Here is a 497-nt window from a genome sequence, read left to right on the forward strand (position 1 = left end):
AACGGTCTGCGTTGTCGGGAAGATGCGTGATCTGATCCTTCAACTCAGCAAAAGTTCGATTTATTCAACAAAGCCGGGAAGACGCTGAAAAGTGCGGTATCAGTGAACTCTTTTCGCCATAACTGGAAAGTCGAGGGCGGTAATGACTCCAACTTACTGATAGTGTTTTATGTTCAGATAATGCCCGATGACTTTGTCATGCAGCTCCACCGATTTTGAGAACGACAGTGACTTCCTGCCCAGCCTTGCCAGATGTTGCCTCAGATTCAGGTTATGCCGCTCAATGCGCTGCGTATATCGCTTGCTGATAACGTGCAGTTCTCCCTTCAGGCGTGATTCATAAAGCGGCCAGCCATCCGTCATCCATACCACGACCTCAAAGGCCGACAGCAGGCCCAGAAGACGCTCCAGCGTGGCCAACGTGCGTTCACCGAATACGTGCGCCACAACCGTCCTCCGTATCCTGTCATACGCGTAAAACAACCAGCGCTGGCGTG

Annotated in this window: 1 protein-coding gene; it reads right to left on the reverse strand. The window is 51.7% G+C overall.

Features of this window, described 5'->3' with window-relative positions:
- Window positions 1-153: 153 nt before the first annotated feature.
- The coding region (locus tag K5R89_RS27200) for an IS1 family transposase (protein WP_032292141.1) at window positions 154-497 on the reverse strand (344 nt) is incomplete at its 5' end.

Origin of the sequence: Klebsiella sp. TF21-TM (genome assembly GCF_019753495.1) — a bacterium.
Classification (GTDB): Bacteria; Pseudomonadota; Gammaproteobacteria; order Enterobacterales; family Enterobacteriaceae; genus Klebsiella; species Klebsiella quasipneumoniae.